Below are 14,928 nucleotides of genomic sequence, written 5' to 3' on the forward strand. Positions count from 1 at the left end.
TCTTGCCTGATTAGTCTTTATAATTAGCTATTTTCAACAGCCTGAAAAATTCTTCTTCTTCAAATTCTTTTACGGCGCCGGGAGGTAAATCGCCGAGCAGCAGGCCTTCGATAGATACGCGGATCAGGCGCTGACAACGATGGCTCACCGCTGCCACCATCTTCCTTACCTGGTGAAATTTCCCTTCCGTGAGCGTAATCAGCAACCACGTATGCGGCACATTGACCGGCAACTCCCGTGGATGATCAAACAGTCCTGGTGGCCGCTGCACAATTTCTACATTGCAGGGCACTGTTACATAATCCACTCCTTCTGCAATACAGATAGGAACACCTTCTTTCAGCCGTTGCAGGGTATCGGCGCTCATCTCCCCTTTTACCTTTACGAGGTAAGTGCGCTCATGCGGCTGCTCGCCCTGGAACAGGAGCCGGGTTACTTTTTTATTGGTAGTGAGTATCAGCAGGCCTTCGGAGTGATTATCCAGCCGCCCGATGGCATGCGTGCCTTCCGGGAAATCAAATTGCAGCTCCCCCAGCAATCTCACATCGTGAGAGCTGACGAACTGCGACACCATATCATACGGCTTATTAACAACGAAGTATCTATGCATAAAGAGGGTCAAAGTAAAGAATTTGCGGGTATCCGGGAAGCGGATCTCCCCGGATACAAACACCGCGTCACGAAAAAGGCCTTAGATCAACAGGATGTCGATACGGTGGCCCTGTACCAGCTGTTGCTGATGCGACCAGGAAAACACCGTAAAATAACCATCCTGCGAAGCCACCAGGGCGATAGAATCGTGCTGGTCGTGTACAAACTGGGCGGCCGACAAATGCCTCGTGCCACCAATAGCAGAAGGATGTACCAAGGTAGGCATACCGTCTTCCACCGGCTCGGTCATCAATACCTGCTCCACCGGCCAGGCATCTTTGGCCCGGGCTATTTTGGCGCCGAAGGCCAGCAGCTCCTGCTGGTCGTTTACAATGGTGGCGCCGTCTACCGCCGTAAGACCGGTAATATTTTCCACCTCCCGGCGCAGGGCGTTCTGCCAGAAGATTTCGGTAACGCTCTTGCCGTCGTATTTCAGGAGATCCGCTACCCCGGAGAATGCCGGGGAGATGGGATATTGCAGGGGCTGAATAATGGATTCACGCCAGGCGTCGCTGTTGGAGGGCGTTACGAGGAGGATACCGCCCCGTTTGTGCGCCCGCATGGATACGGCGATCTGTATGAGTACATTCACCCCGTTGTTCCATAAACAGGAAGAAGTGAGGCCCAGTAAGGATTTCAATATCGGCGGACTATCGGGCAACTGCCCCGCATCTTCATTCACCACTTTTACCTGGTCGCCCCGGAGCACGGCCACATTGGTAAACTTGCCCAAACCGGCAGCGCGGCGGTGTTTCACCACCAGCAATCCCGGTTCGGATACATCCAGCACAAAACAAAGATTCGGTAGTTTGATGGTGGTACCCCATACATGCAGTTCGCCATTAATGGGCCATACGCCGATATGAATACCCGGGCGCTCTACGCCCGGCGCCAATTTGGTGAGCAACTGCGGCGTAAGCAGCAATGGCTTCGCAAACAGCAGGGGCTTGCCTGCCTGGGTGGGCGGCAAAAACGCCAGGGAAATACGGATCGGGTTGCCTTCTTCCTTGCGTAAACTGGCCCAGAAGGCCACGTCTATAATTTTCTCCACCTGCCGGGATGCCGGCACTACGGCGAGATCGTCCTCTCCATTTTCTTTGGCTGCTGAAAGATGCTTCTGAAAATGTGCTTCTATTGTTCCGGCTACCTTTGCGGCAGCCTGGTAGGTTGCTTCATTAATTATTTCCATAAATCCTGATCACGTTTGGTCATCCTTTTCTGTAGGATTAAACCGCTAATTTAAAGCATTTCCGGATAGCAGGCGGAGGCCCTTGCCGGCAGGAACTATCCGCCCTCTCCGGAAACATTATCTTAAAACCTCCTTTGAACTTAATCAACTCCGGCGGTGTTTCCCCTACATACACTCCTGGCATAAGTACAGATAGCAATCTTCATCAATCCGGATTTAAGTACACCCAAAATTCCTTTTGTATGAATTGTAAGCTATTCCTGGTACTATGCGCATTTGCGGGCTGGCAACAGGCCGCTACGGCACAGAAGAAGCCCAACATTATTATCCTCATGTCCGACGATACCGGCTGGGGCGATCTCGGACCCTACGGCGGCGGCGAAGGACGCGGCGCCCCCACTCCTTCCTTTGATCAGATGGCCCGGGAAGGCATGCTGTTCTGGGATTTCTACGGGCAGCCCAGTTGCACTCCCGGCAGGGCCGCCGCTATTACCGGTCGTATTCCTAACCGCAGCGGCATGACCACCGTAGCCTTCCCCGGCGATGGCGGCGGCCTCCCCAAAGAAGAATGGACCCTCGCCTCTGTGCTGAAAACAGGCGGCTATTCCACCTTCTTTGCCGGCAAATGGCACCTGGGCGAAGCAGATTATGCCATGCCCATTGCCCACGGTTTTGATGTGATGAAAAATGTAACCCTCTATCACCTCAACGCCTACACGTATGCAGATCCTAAATGGAATGCCGATATGCCCCCCTCCCTGCGCGACCGCTGGGCCAAAGGCACCAAAGGCGCCCTGGAAGGAGAAGCCGGGAAAGGATTCCGGGAAGTAAAAAAGATAGACGGCTCCGTGATTCCATTCTTGGATGAAACCACGGAAGCGGAATCTATCAAATGGCTGGAACAGGCAGCCAAATCCGACAAGCCGTTTTTCATGGAAATCTGTTTCGCTAAAAATCACCAACCCAATCTGCCACATCCCGATTTCGTGAATAAATCTACCGGCAAAAACAAATACGCCGATTGTGTGGTGGAACTCGATACCCGCGTAGGCCAGATCATGGATAAGATCCGGAGCCTGGGCATTGCGGAAAACACACTCGTGGTATACACGGTAGATAACGGCACCTGGCAGGATGTGTATCCCGACTGCGGCTATACGCCGTTCCGTGGTACCAAAGGCACCGTGCGGGAAGGCGGCAACCGCATTCCTACCATCATGTGGTGGCCCGGTACTATCAAACCCGGCAGCCAGAACCACGACATCCTGGGTAGCCTCGATTTCATGGCCACCTTCGCTTCGCTGGCGGGCATTCCGCTTCCGCAGAACGACCGCGCCGGCAAACCCATCATCTTCGATAGCTACGATATGTCGATGGTATTGAAAGGTACCGGCAAATCCAAACGCCATACCTGGATGTATTTTACAGAAAATGAATTATCACCAGGGGCAGTGCGCATCGATCAGTTCAAAGCCGTGTTCAATTTACGCGGCGATGGCGGTATGCCTACCGGCGGCCTCGCAGTAGATGCTAACCTCGGCTGGAAAGGAGAAGAGAAATATGTGGCCACTGCCTCCCAGATCTTCGATCTCTGGCAGGACCCGCAGGAAAGGTACGACCTGTTCATGAACAACTTCACGGAAAAAACATGGTTCCTCCCGAATATACAGGATGAAATCACCACGTTCATGCAGACGTATGTAAAATATCCGCCGCGTAAACTGCAAAGTAATATCTATACCGGTCCGATTACGATCACGGATTACGAACGACTGGAAAAAGCAAAAGAACTGATAAAGAACTTCTCCGCCGGTTCCGGCGCACAATAATGTTGTAACCTGCTTTTAGTAAATGCAGTAGACCATTCTGCTGCTGCATTTACTAAAAGCTAAAATAATATTAATCGTAGCGAATTTACGGCTAACACGCAATCCATAAATCAAGTAATTTGGACGTACTTGAACCACGTATGGAAATAAACGCGTACAATGAAAGGGAACTTTTATTGAGCCTTGCTCAGGGCAATGACCATGCCTTTGCCAGCGTATTCCATCACTACCGTCACCGCATATACGGAATTGCCTTTCGCCTGCTGGGCACTACTTCACAGGCCGAAGATGTGGTACAGGACGTTTTCCTGAAGATGTGGCTGAAACGGAATGAACTCCATGAAATCAGTCACTTCAAAGCCTATCTCTTTACCGTTACCCGCAATCATATTTTCAGCTCCCTGAAATTACTGGCCCGCGAACAACTCATGGAAACCGAACTGTCGGCTACCATGAACAATGATGTACGCGACGCTACCATTGTCCATAAAGAATACGAACAGATCCTGCAACGCGCCATCGCCCAGTTGCCGCCGCAACAGGAACTGATCTATAAACTCAGCAAGGAAGAAGGACTGAAAAGAAATGAAATTGCAGACCGCCTGCAGCTAAGTCCCGAAACCATCAAAGTGCACCTGGCCAACGCTATGCGCTCTATCCGTGCCTTCTGCCTCGCCCGTATGGACCTCAATACTTTCCTCATTTTAATGTGGATTTATTGCTAAATCGAATTTTTTTCCGGAGCCACTAACCCATCTGCTCCGTTTTATAGTCTCCTTATTCAGCAACCTTTATCAAATCGCTACCCATGACAGTATCCCGTTTCAGATACCTGTTTACACGTTATTATGCCCGGCAATGTACACCGGAGGAACAGCAGGAACTCATGCTCCTGCTGGAGCAATCCACGCATGACGAAGAGCTGAAAGAAGCCCTCGATGAGCTGTTACAACAGGCCGAAGACGACACCTCCGCGATGCCGGACGACGTGGCGGCAAATATGCTGGAACAGATCATGCAAACAACGCCCGCGCCTATACGCCGTATACCGGTGTGGAAACGCGCCGCTATTGCAGCAGCGGTTATCTCTGCCATAGCGCTGGCCGGGTATAAGCTGTACCAGAAAAGCACCACGCCGGTGGCCATTGCCAGCAACCACGCTTCCCCCCGCCCCGAGGAACATGCCCGCCTCGTACGCGGCGACGGCGCCGTGATTGATCTCGAAAAACATAATGGCGAAGCCGTGGATGTACAAACAGGCGTGTCTGTAAACCGGAAAGGCAATACCCTCTCCTATAATAATAACACAGGCATCACACCTACCATCAATACCCTGTATACCAATAAAGGCGGCACTTACCAGGTGGTATTACCGGACGGCACCAAAGCATGGCTCAATGCCGTTTCCTCGATCCGCTTCCCTACCGCCTTTACCGGCAGCACCCGGGAAGTAACCATCCAGGGAGAAGTATATTTTGAAATTGCCCAACAGGCCAATCAACCTTTTATCGTAAAAGCCAACAATGTTAAAGTACAAGTACTCGGTACCCATTTCAATATCATGGCCTATGAAGAAGAACAAAATATCTGTACTTCCCTCCTCGAAGGAGCGGTAAACGTGATCAGCGGAAACACCGTACGGCAGATGAAACCCGGCCAGCAGGCGCTCGTGAACCGCGAACACAACGGCATCAGTATCAGCAACGCCGATGTAGATGCCGCCATCGCCTGGAAAGAAGGCCGCTTCGAATTCAATGGCAATATCAAAAGTATCCTGCGCGAAATTGCCCGCTGGTATGATGTGCAGTTTATTTATGAAGGCGCGATGTCTGAAAAAGCTTTTGCCGCCACCTTCTCCCGGCAGGACAGCCTGAAAGAAATATTGGAGAAACTGGAATTAACCGGCAGCATTCATTTCAAGATCAATAATAAAACAATTACTGTGAGTCCATAAAACCACGTGCAACATATGTAAGGAAGTATCAACCAAAATCAACGACAGTTTAAGATTCAACACGTTTACGGACAGTGAATAAACAACAGCGGCAGGCACGCTCTGGCGGAGCTATGCCCTTATGATCCGGAAACAATCACCCTTAGATAACACTTTAATCCACTAATGAAAATGATGCAAACTTTTAAGAAAGTCCGCCATTACCGGTGGCGCGTTTCATCAAACCAAAAACTATTATGCTTTATGAAACTAACCTTCCTGTTGCTGCTATCCACCCTCCTGCAGGCACACGCCACCGGGTACGCACAACCCGTTACCCTCCACGTTAAAGCCGCTCCGCTGATGGAGGTCATTAAATCGATCCGCAAACAAACCGGTTATGTATTCGTGTTCGATCTGCAGATGATCGACAACGCGCGGCCGGTGAGCTGCTCCCAGGAAAACGTTCCGCTGGAACAATTGCTGGAAGAGGTGTTCCGCGATCAGCCCCTTACCTATGCCATCGTTAAAAAAACCATTATCCTGAAAAGAAAACCGGTCATTGCTTCTACGGTACCTGTGCAAGCCATACGTGCCAAAATAAAAGGACAGGTAACGGAAAGCAACGGCAATCCAATGGCAGGCGTAACGGTGGTCAATAAAACATCGCGCACCAACGCCCTCACCGATGATCTCGGCATCTTCAACATCGAAGCCAAAGTGGGCGACAGTCTCCTGTTCACCATGGTGGGTATGCAACCGGAAGCCATCCAGATAAAAAATGATAAGCTGATAAAAATAGTGATGGTGCCTAAAGCATCCGATGTGGGCGAAGTAGTGGTAGTGGCCTATGGCACGCAAAAGAAAGCCAGTATGGTGAGTGCCGTGACCAGCATCAACCCGAAAGAACTGAAAGGCCCCACCAGCAATCTCACTACCATGCTGGCCGGTCGCCTCTCCGGTGTAATCTCCTACCAGCGTAGCGGTGAACCCGGCAGAGACAACGCCAGCTTCTTTATCCGGGGTATCACCACGTTTGGTACGGGTAAGGTGGATCCACTGATCCTCATAGATGGTATGGAATCCAGCACCAACGACCTGGCCCGCTTACAACCCGATGATATTGCCGGTTTTTCTATCCTGAAAGATGCCACCGCTTCGTCGCTCTATGGCGCCAGGGGCGCTAATGGCGTGGTGCTCGTGACCACTAAATCGGGTGTGGAAGCAAAAACATCTTTTAATGTACGCTTCGAAAATTCGCTCTCTACCAATACCCGCAATTTCAAATTTGCAGATAACATCACCTACATGACCCTGGCCAATGAAGCCGTGCTCACCAGGAATCCTTTGCAGGATGTACAATACTCGCAATCCAAAATTGATCATACTGCTGCGGGTGATGATCCGCTGATGTATCCCAACAACAACTGGGTGAAACAACTGATCAAGGATTACACCATTAACCAGCGCACCAACTTCAACCTGAAAGGCGGCGGAAAGGTAGCCCAGTTCTACATTGCAGGCACCTATAATGTAGACAACGGCGTGCTGAAAATTGACCAGCGGAATAACTTCAACAGCAACATCAAACTAAAAAATTATTCGCTGCGCTCCAACGTCAACATCAATCTCACGCCTACCTCCACCGCTATTGTGCGCACCTATGGCCAGTTCGATGACTACAACGGTCCTATCGGCGGCGGCGCCGGATTGTTTTCACAAACCATCTGGGCCAATCCCGTGATGTTCCCGGCCGTTTATCCTGCCAGTTATGCCCCCGATCTGAAACATCCATTGTTTGGCAACGCCGTGAAACCCGGGTTTAACAGTCTTCCTGGCGATGGCGGCAATCTTTACAACAACCCTTACGCTAACTCCGTATCCGGTTATTCGCAGTACAATACCTCTACCCTGCTGGTACAGGTGGAACTAAAACAGGATTTCAAATTCCTGTTGCCCGGCCTCACCGCGCGTATGATGGGATACACCGAAAGATATTCTTTCTTTGATGTAACCCGCCAGTACAGCCCTTATTTCTACGGCATGAAATACGACGGCGCTACCAAAGAACCGGTGCTCATGTCGCTCAATACCAATGGTACCGAGTATCTTGGCTACAGTCCCGGCAATAAACAACTGAACACCACTACTTACATGGAGGCTGCGGTAAACTACAGCCAGCAGTACAACAAGGTACACAACGTATCAGGTATGCTGATCGGACTATTCCGCAACTACCTCAGCGCCAATGCAGGTACGCTGCAAACATCGCTGCCACACCGCAACCAGGGCATCTCCGGCAGGTTTACCTACGACTACGACAGCCGCTATCTGGCAGAATTCAACTTCGGTTACAACGGCTCCGAAAGATTTGCCAGCAACCACCGCTTTGGCTTCTTCCCTTCTGCCGGTATTGCCTGGAACGTACAGAATGAAGCTTTCTTCAAACCTTTCAGTCATAATATTGATAAGCTGAAACTGCGTGCTACCTACGGTATTGTGGGAAATGACCAGATCGGTAATGAAAACGACCGCTTCTTCTATCTCTCCGATGTAAATATGAACAACACCAATAAAGGCGCCGTCTTCGGAGAAAGAGGCTCCTACTACCGTCCCGGTGTGTCGGTGAACCGCTATGAAAACAGGGACATTACCTGGGAGAAATCCTACAAAACAAACCTCGGACTGGAACTCGGACTGTTCAACGCCATGAACGTGCAACTGGATGTATACAAGGAACACCGTACCAATATCCTGATGACACGCAGCACCATTCCCAGCACCATGGGACTGAATGCCGCCACACAGGCCAATGTGGGAGAAGCCGAAGGTAAAGGCGTGGATCTCGCGCTCGACTATACGAAAAGCTTTTCCAATAACTCCTTTGTACAGTTCCGTGGTAACTTCACCTATGCTACCAGTAAACTGCTGGTCAATGAAGAACCTATTTACGCAGAAGCTTACCGCTCCCGTGTAGGTAAATCCCTTTCCCAGGCTTATGGTTATATCGCAGAACGTTTATTTGTAGATGAACAGGAAGTGGCCAATTCCGCCTATCAGAACTTCGGCGAACAGGTAATGGGCGGCGATATCAAATACCATGATGTAAATGGCGATGGCCAGATCAACAGCGCCGACATGGTGCCTATCGGTTTACCTACTACTCCTGAAATCACCTATGGCTTTGGCTTTTCCTTTGGCTACAAACAACTGGACCTGAGCTTTTTCTTCCAGGGATCTGCACGCTCCTCTTTCTATATAGACCCATACAGGATATCGCCGTTTGTATTGAATGGCGGTGGCCAGCATGGCCTGTTGCAGGCCATTGCAGATGATCACTGGAGTGAGAGCAACCGCGAACTGTACTCCATGTGGCCACGCCTGAGCGACCGCTTCATCTGGAACAACCTGCAACAATCTACCTGGTGGATGCGCAGCGGCAACTTCCTCCGGTTGAAAACACTGGAGCTGGGATACACTTTTCCCAAACGCATACTCGACCGCGTACGCATGACCAATGGCCGCATTTACGCCAACGCCTCCAACCTGTTTGTGATCAGCAAATTCAAAACATGGGATCCTGAAATGGGCGGCGACGGACTCGGTTACCCGGTACAACGGGTTGTAAATCTCGGTATCAGCCTGGGACTTTGATTCACCGCTTTAATTGTATAAATATGAAACCAATTCTTACTTTTTATATATGCCTGGTGTTATTGTGTACTTCGTCCTGTAGAAAATTTCTCGACGTAGTACCTGATAACGTGGCCACCATCGACAACGCATTTACCATGCGCGCAGAAGCAGAAAAATACCTGTTTACCTGCTACTCCTATCTTCCTTTTGCATCTGATATTTCCAGCAACCCCGCTATTGCCGCAGGCGATGAATTCTGGATGGTGCGCCCCTACAGTACCGGCGAATCGCCCTGGCAGATCGCGCTCGGATACCAGAATGCGAATAATGTGTACCTGTCGCAATGGTCGGCTTATTTCAGGGCCCTCCGCGATTGCAACATCTTCCTGGATAATATCCATAAAGTGGTAGACATGCGCCAACCGGAAAAAGACCGCTGGATTGCAGAAGTGAAATTCCTGAAAGCCTATTATCACTGGATCCTGTTGCGCCAGTACGGACCTATTCCTGTGATCCGTTACAACCTGCCCATTTCCAGCACAGCCGAACAAACGAAGATACCCCGTGAACCGGTGGACACGGTGATAAATTATATCGCTGCGCTGCTGGATACAGCAGCCGCCGGTTTGCCGGAAATAATCGCAGACAGATCTACAGAACTGGGCCGTATGACCAAACCCATTGCGATGTCTATCAAGGCGCGGATCCTGGTTACCGCTGCCAGTCCGCTGTTCAACGGTAACAGCGATTACAGCGGTTTTAAAAACATTGACGGCACCCCTTTCTTCAATGCTACCTACGATGCCACCAAATGGAAAACCGCTGCAGATGCGTGTAAAGCAGCCATCGATGAATGCGCCAGTGTAGGCATGCTGCTCTACACATTCGGCCAGTTGGGCGTTACGCTCTCGGAAACACTGACCCGGCAGATGTCGATCCGCAATAGTACCTGTGAACAATGGAACCCGGAAATTATCTGGAACAATCCCAACAGCGGCAGTTACGAAATACAGCGTCAGGCCATGCCCCGCCTCGATCCTGCCAGGATAGGCAATGAGTCGGTACTCGGCAGCCTGGCCCCCACCATGAAAATTGCAGAACAATTCTATACGGATAAAGGCCTGCCCATCACAGAAGATAAAACCTTTGATTATGCCGGTAGATTGAAGCTAAGAACAGCTACCAAAGCGGAAGGAGAACTGATCCAGGAAGGCTACACCACGGCGGCCATGCACTTCAACCGCGAGCCGCGCTTTTATGCCGATCTCGGTTTTGACGGCTCCATCTGGATGATGCAGAAAAAAACCTTCCACATTGAATCAAAAGCAGGGCAATGGCAAACCAGGAAAAATATCTACGATAACAATACCACCGGCTACTTCGCAAAGAAACTGGTGAACTGGAAAAATGAAATTCTCGAAGGACAGTCGGTATACATTGAATCTTACGCCTGGCCGGAAATGCGACTGGCAGACCTTTACCTGCTTTATGCAGAAGCGCTGAATGAAGACGGTGGTCCGCAACCCGAAGCATTTAAATACATCGACAAAGTAAGGGAACGCGCCGGTATCCCCGGTGTACAAACTGCGTGGACCACCTACGCCAAACAACCGGGTAAATTCCAGACCAAAGAAGGTTTCCGGCAAATCATCCAGCAGGAACGGCTCATAGAGCTGGCCATGGAAGGCAGCCGCTTCTGGGATCTCCGGAGATGGAAAAAAAGCATGGAAGAACTCAACAAACCGGTAACCGGCTGGGATGTAGATCAATCAGATCCTGCTTTCTACTACCGCGTGAGAACCCTTTACCGGCAAACGTTCCAGACCCGGAACTATTTCTGGCCGCTGGATAACTGGGACCTGCTCAACAATCCCAAGCTGGTGCAAAATTTTGGATGGTAATCTTTTTTATTGATTAAAACTGCCTGTAAAATGAAGTTCCATAAATCCATGATGTGGCTGGTAAGCGCTATACTGCTGCTGGCAACCGCCTGTAATAAAGAAACACATCAACCTGTAAATAGCGGCGGTGAAAAACCGGGTGTGATCACCAACGTCAGCGTATCCAATATGGCCGGCGCGGCAAAAATCACTTACAGTTTGCCGGATAACAAGGATATCCTGTATGTGAAAGCCGTGTACAATATCCGGCCGGGAGAAAAACGCGAAATAAGATCCTCTTACTATAATAATTTCCTGGTGGTAGACGGCTTCGGCGATACCACTACACACGATATTTCACTGTACGTGGTAAGTCGCAATGAAGCGGCTTCCGATCCCGTGATGGCCAGTGTGAAACCACTCTCGCCGCCTATGCTGCTGGTGCGCAAATCACTTGCCGTGAAAGCAGATTTCGGTGGTATTAACATCAACTTCAACAACGTCAGCAAAGCAGATATTGCCATCGTGATGCTCACTACCGATTCACTCGGCGTGTTTGGTCCGGCCGATATACACTATACCAAACTGGAAAACGGCAACTACGCCATCCGTGGATTTGCGGCAGAGAAAAGGAAGTTTGGCTTCTTTGTGCGGGACCGCTGGGGCAATCAATCTGATACCCTGATGCAGGAGATCATCCCCATCTTTGAAAAGCTGCTGGACAAAAAGAATTTTAAAGAAGTGAAATTACCGGGAGATACGGACTACGGCTGGGGCTACCCTATCCCCAATCTCTGGGCCGGCACCATGTGGCACTCTGCCGATAAACTGGATGGTATGCCGATGTCTATCTCCTTCGACCTGGGTGTAGTAGCGCAACTGAGCCGCATTACCCTGTGGCAGCGCCCCAACGAATGGATCTATCTCCAAAATAATGTGCGCAAATTTGAAATATGGGGTTCCACCAATCCCGCTTCCGATGGCAGCTGGGATAGCTGGACACGCTTAGTGGAACATACCGTGATCAAACCTTCCGGCTTACCTGTAGGACAAAAAACGCAGGACGATATCGACGCTGCCATTGCAGGGGAACAAATGACCGTGCCACTCGATGCACCCAAAGTGCGCTACATCCGCCTGAAAATACTCCGTACCTGGACCGACGGTGGTTACGCCGCCAACATCCAGGAAATGAAGTTCTGGGGTAACGACAAATGATGATCATCTACTTAAAAAAAATTGTATGCGCATACTTTCCTATCTCCTCTTATGCTGCCTGGTTTTCAGCGCCTGCAGCAAACCGGACGACTATAAAAAATATATTACCGGGGGTGAAATACTTTATACCGGTAAAGCTGATTCCCTGCAGATCCACCCGGGCCGCAACCGCATCCAGCTATCCTGGCTGCTGATCTCTGATCCGAAAATCAACAAATCAAAAATATACTGGAATAACCGCCTCGATTCCCTGATCATAGATATCAAACGTACCTCCGGCGTAGATACCATCCGCTACTTTGTAAGCAACCTCGAAGAAAGGGCCTACACCTTTGAAGTATTCAACTACGATCGCGATGGCAACAGCTCCGTGAGATCAGAAGTGACCGGTTTTGTATACGGCCATTTATATGAAGACGCACTGCTCAGCCGCGCTTTCAGCAGCGCCGAAATGAAGGAAGGCAACGCCGTGATCAACTGGGTAAACATCGATACCACCGGCGGCATCACCGGTATGCAGCTGCAATACACCAGCGCCGACCAGGTGAATCATGATACCATTATCCGCGCCATTCCCGAAGGACAGGTCACCGTGTTGCCCAACTATCTTTCCATGAGCAGCTTCCGTTACCGCACCTTATACCTGCCCGATAAACGGGCCGTGGATACCTTCTACACAGCTTTCGAAACAAAAGCGGTAAAGGAAGATATCACCCGGACGTATATACGAAATGCAGGCAGTCCGTTTCTCCGTGACGATAACCAGTCGCACGGCGATCGTTTTGGGCAGTTGAAAGACTGGCAATCCAACAGTGAAGCCGCCAAAAACGGCACCTACGACAACATCGGCGGCACCGGCCGGCTTACCCTCTGGATCTGGGGCAACGGGCCTATCACCAACGGAAAGATCTACCAGACGTTTACCCTTCCCGCAGGCGACTATCGTTTTGAAGCAGATATTTCCAACGTAGACAATACCCTGCAAAACACCTGGCTGCTGGTAGCCGCCGGCAATCAACTTCCGGATGTAGAGCAGGTAAGCACCGCGCTCGGTTCCGCTAAACTCACCGACAACAATAACAAATACGCCTCCGCAGGATTTTCGCTGACGGCCACCACTACCGTCACCGTAGGATTTACCGGCACGCTCAGCGATCCCGGCGAACAAACCATCCGTGTCAACAAAGTATTACTGATCAGAGATAAATAGCAATCACATAATGAAAAAACAAATCCGGCAATTCGCATTACTCCTGCTGCTTGGCAGTACGACCGTTACCCTGCACGCGCAGGAAAAGAAACACATCACTTCCGAAACGCCCGCACAGAAAGAAAAACGCATGGCCTGGTGGACACACGACCGCTTCGGTATGTTCATCCACTGGGGCCTGTATGCCCTTCCCGCACGCCACGAATGGGTGAAACACAACGAACGGCTCACCAATGAACAATACCAGCAATATTTCGACCTGTTCAATCCCAACCAGTTTGATCCCGTATCCTGGGCCAAACAGGCAAAAGCCGCAGGTATGAAATACGCCGTACTCACCACCAAACACCACGAAGGCTTCTGCCTCTTTGATTCCAAATACACCGATTACAAAGCCACCAACACCAAAGCCAAACGCGACCTGGTGCGGGAGTTTGTAAACGCATTCCGCGCAGAAGGGATTAAAGTGGGTTTCTACTATTCGCTGATCGACTGGCACCATCCGGACTTTACGATTGACGGCGTGCATCCGCAACGCCCGGAAAATGCCAGCGACAGCGTATATGCGCGGCTTAATAAAGGAAAGGATATGAATAAATACCGGCAGTACCTGCGTAACCAGATCACAGAACTGCTCACGCAATATGGTAAAATTGATATCCTCTGGCTCGACTTCTCCTATCCCGGCAAAAACGGAAAAGGCAAAGACGACTGGGACGCGGTGAACCTGCTGAAAATGATCCGCAAACAACAACCCGGCATCATTGTAGACAATCGCCTCAACCTGGATGAATATGAAGACGGCGCCGACTTCCTCACCCCTGAACAGGTGAAAGTGGAAGAGCTGGCACAATACCGGGGTAAAACCTGGGAAACCTGTCAGACCTTCTCCGGCTCCTGGGGATACTACCGCGATGAAAACTCCTGGAAAAGTACCCACCAGCTGCTGGAACTCCTTATCGGCTCCGTGAGCAAAGGCGGTAACCTCATCCTCAACGTAGGCCCCACTGCCCGTGGGGTATTCGATGCCCGCGCACAAAGCGCCCTCGGCAACATCGGTACCTGGATGAAAGGCAACAGTGAATCCATTTATGGCTGCACGTATGCACCTGAAAATTTCAAGATCCCTCAGAATACCATGCTTACCTATAATGCTACTACCCGCAGATTGTACGTACACCTGCTTGCATATAACCAACGCCTCGAATTGCCGGGCTACCACGGCAAGGTGAAATATGCGCAGCTGCTGCACGACAACTCAGAAGTAAAATTCACGGCGGAAGGCGACAACATGATCCTCCATCTGCCGGAGAAACAACCGGATATGGAAATACCAGTGGTGGAACTGGTGCTGAATTAACCAATATAAACGGGCGGAGGGC

Annotated in this window: 10 protein-coding genes; 8 read left to right on the forward strand and 2 right to left on the reverse strand. The window is 50.5% G+C overall.

Features of this window, described 5'->3' with window-relative positions:
- Nucleotides 1–10: 10 nt before the first annotated feature.
- Both BMW79_RS21760 and BMW79_RS21765 read right to left on the reverse strand, forming a co-directional pair.
- A complete protein-coding gene (locus BMW79_RS21760; RefSeq protein WP_089898056.1) occupies nt 11–610 on the reverse strand; it encodes a pseudouridine synthase in 600 nt (199 codons plus the stop codon).
- A gap of 81 nt (nt 611–691) precedes the next feature.
- Nucleotides 692–1,840 carry a putative sensor domain DACNV-containing protein gene (locus tag BMW79_RS21765; RefSeq protein ID WP_177192281.1) on the reverse strand — a complete coding sequence of 383 codons (1,149 nt, stop codon included), beginning with the start codon at nt 1,838–1,840 and terminating at the stop codon, nt 692–694.
- Nucleotides 1,841–2,082: 242 nt separating this feature from the next.
- Here BMW79_RS21765 and BMW79_RS21770 point away from each other — a divergent pair, with 242 nt between their 5' ends.
- The 8 genes from BMW79_RS21770 (at nt 2,083) to BMW79_RS21805 (ending at nt 14,906) form a co-directional block, all read left to right on the forward strand.
- Nucleotides 2,083–3,669, forward strand: coding sequence for an arylsulfatase (locus BMW79_RS21770; protein WP_089898057.1), 1,587 nt, complete (start codon nt 2,083–2,085; stop codon nt 3,667–3,669).
- Nucleotides 3,670–3,788: 119 nt separating this feature from the next.
- Nucleotides 3,789–4,394: an RNA polymerase sigma factor gene (locus tag BMW79_RS21775; protein WP_143059247.1), complete on the forward strand. Its 606-nt coding sequence runs from the start codon at nt 3,789–3,791 to the stop codon at nt 4,392–4,394.
- Nucleotides 4,395–4,477: 83 nt separating this feature from the next.
- Nucleotides 4,478–5,623: a FecR family protein gene (locus BMW79_RS21780; protein WP_089898059.1), complete on the forward strand. Its 1,146-nt coding sequence runs from the start codon at nt 4,478–4,480 to the stop codon at nt 5,621–5,623.
- Nucleotides 5,624–5,866: 243 nt separating this feature from the next.
- A complete protein-coding gene (locus BMW79_RS21785; protein ID WP_089898060.1) occupies nt 5,867–9,256 on the forward strand; it encodes a TonB-dependent receptor in 3,390 nt (1,129 codons plus the stop codon).
- Nucleotides 9,257–9,279: 23 nt separating this feature from the next.
- A complete protein-coding gene (locus BMW79_RS21790) occupies nt 9,280–11,139 on the forward strand; it encodes a RagB/SusD family nutrient uptake outer membrane protein (protein ID WP_089898061.1) in 1,860 nt (619 codons plus the stop codon).
- 30 nt (nt 11,140–11,169) lie between these two features.
- Complete coding sequence (locus tag BMW79_RS21795) at nt 11,170–12,336, forward strand: DUF5000 domain-containing lipoprotein (protein WP_089898062.1); 1,167 nt, start codon at nt 11,170–11,172, stop codon at nt 12,334–12,336.
- A 25-nt stretch (nt 12,337–12,361) separates the two neighbouring features.
- Complete coding sequence (locus tag BMW79_RS21800; RefSeq protein ID WP_089898063.1) at nt 12,362–13,546, forward strand: DUF4998 domain-containing protein; 1,185 nt, start codon at nt 12,362–12,364, stop codon at nt 13,544–13,546.
- A gap of 10 nt (nt 13,547–13,556) precedes the next feature.
- Nucleotides 13,557–14,906, forward strand: coding sequence for an alpha-L-fucosidase (locus BMW79_RS21805; protein ID WP_089898064.1), 1,350 nt, complete (start codon nt 13,557–13,559; stop codon nt 14,904–14,906).
- Nucleotides 14,907–14,928: the final 22 nt, after the last annotated feature.

This window comes from Chitinophaga arvensicola (assembly GCF_900110835.1).
GTDB lineage: Bacteria > Bacteroidota > Bacteroidia > Chitinophagales > Chitinophagaceae > Chitinophaga > Chitinophaga arvensicola.